This is a genomic window from Actinacidiphila polyblastidii, from assembly GCF_036353415.1.
Taxonomy (GTDB): domain Bacteria; phylum Actinomycetota; class Actinomycetes; order Streptomycetales; family Streptomycetaceae; genus Actinacidiphila; species Actinacidiphila polyblastidii.
On record NZ_JAZEWV010000074.1, the window covers coordinates 1 to 1,846 of the forward strand.

1 rRNA gene is annotated in these 1,846 nt (G+C 57.4%); it reads right to left on the reverse strand.

Annotated elements, in window-relative coordinates:
* Positions 1-19 precede the first annotated feature (19 nt).
* Positions 20-1,846: ribosomal RNA gene (locus V2S66_RS34265) — 23S ribosomal RNA — on the reverse strand; the annotation flags it as partial.

A 1,846-nucleotide genomic window follows, 5' to 3' on the forward strand; every position in this document is an offset into this window, starting at 1 on the left:
ACAGTGGACGCGAGCATACATGGACAAGCCCTCGGCCTATTAGTACCGGTCAGCTCCACACCTCACGGTGCTTCCACATCCGGCCTATCAACCCAGTCGTCTACTGGGAGCCTTACCCCATCAAGTGGGTGGGAGTCCTCATCTCGAAGCAGGCTTCCCGCTTAGATGCTTTCAGCGGTTATCCCTCCCGAACGTAGCCAACCAGCCATGCCCTTGGCAGGACAACTGGCACACCAGAGGTTCGTCCGTCCCGGTCCTCTCGTACTAGGGACAGCCCTTCTCAAGACTCCTGCGCGCGCAGCGGATAGGGACCGAACTGTCTCACGACGTTCTAAACCCAGCTCGCGTACCGCTTTAATGGGCGAACAGCCCAACCCTTGGGACCGACTCCAGCCCCAGGATGCGACGAGCCGACATCGAGGTGCCAAACCATCCCGTCGATATGGACTCTTGGGGAAGATCAGCCTGTTATCCCCGGGGTACCTTTTATCCGTTGAGCGACGGCGCTTCCACAAGCCACCGCCGGATCACTAGTCCCTACTTTCGTACCTGCTCGACCCGTCAGTCTCACAGTCAAGCTCCCTTGTGCACTTACACTCAACACCTGATTGCCAACCAGGCTGAGGGAACCTTTGGGCGCCTCCGTTACCCTTTAGGAGGCAACCGCCCCAGTTAAACTACCCACCAGACACTGTCCCTGATCCGGATCACGGACCGAGGTTAGACATCCAGCACGACCAGAGTGGTATTTCAACGACGACTCCCCGATAGCTGGCGCTACCGGCTCACAGTCTCCCACCTATCCTACACAAGCCGAACCGAACACCAATATCAAGCTATAGTAAAGGTCCCGGGGTCTTTCCGTCCTGCTGCGCGAAACGAGCATCTTTACTCGTAGTGCAATTTCACCGGGCCTATGGTTGAGACAGTCGAGAAGTCGTTACGCCATTCGTGCAGGTCGGAACTTACCCGACAAGGAATTTCGCTACCTTAGGATGGTTATAGTTACCACCGCCGTTTACTGGCGCTTAAGTTCTCAGCTTCGCCCTGCCGAAGCAGGACTAACCGGTCCCCTTAACGTTCCAGCACCGGGCAGGCGTCAGTCCGTATACATCGCCTTACGGCTTCGCACGGACCTGTGTTTTTAGTAAACAGTCGCTTCTCGCTGGTCTCTGCGGCCACCCCCAGCTCAGGAAGAAAATTCCATCACCAGGCGTGGCCCCCCTTCTCCCGAAGTTACGGGGGCATTTTGCCGAGTTCCTTAACCATAGTTCACCCGAACGCCTCGGTATTCTCTACCAGACCACCTGAGTCGGTTTAGGGTACGGGCCGCCATGAAACTCGCTAGAGGCTTTTCTCGACAGCATAGGATCATCCACTTCACCACAATCGGCTCGGCATCAGGTCTCACCCCGCATGAGAGACGGATTTGCCTATCTCTCGGGCTACACCCTTACCCCGGGACAACCACCGCCCGGGCTGGACTACCTTCCTGCGTCACCCCATCGCTTACCTACTACAAGTCTGGTCCAGCGGCTCCACCACTCCCCCTCACTCCGAAGAGATCAGAGGCGGCTTCACGGCCTTAGCATCGCTCGGTTCGATACTGGGCGTTTCAAAGCGGGTACCGGAATATCAACCGGTTGTCCATCGACTACGCCTGTCGGCCTCGCCTTAGGTCCCGACTTACCCTGGGCAGATCAGCTTGACCCAGGAACCCTTAGTCAATCGGCGCAAACGTTTCTCACGTTTGTATCGCTACTCATGCCTGCATTCTCACTCGTGAACCGTCCACCACTGCCTTCCGGCGCAGCTTCACCCGGCACACGACGCTCCCCTACCCATC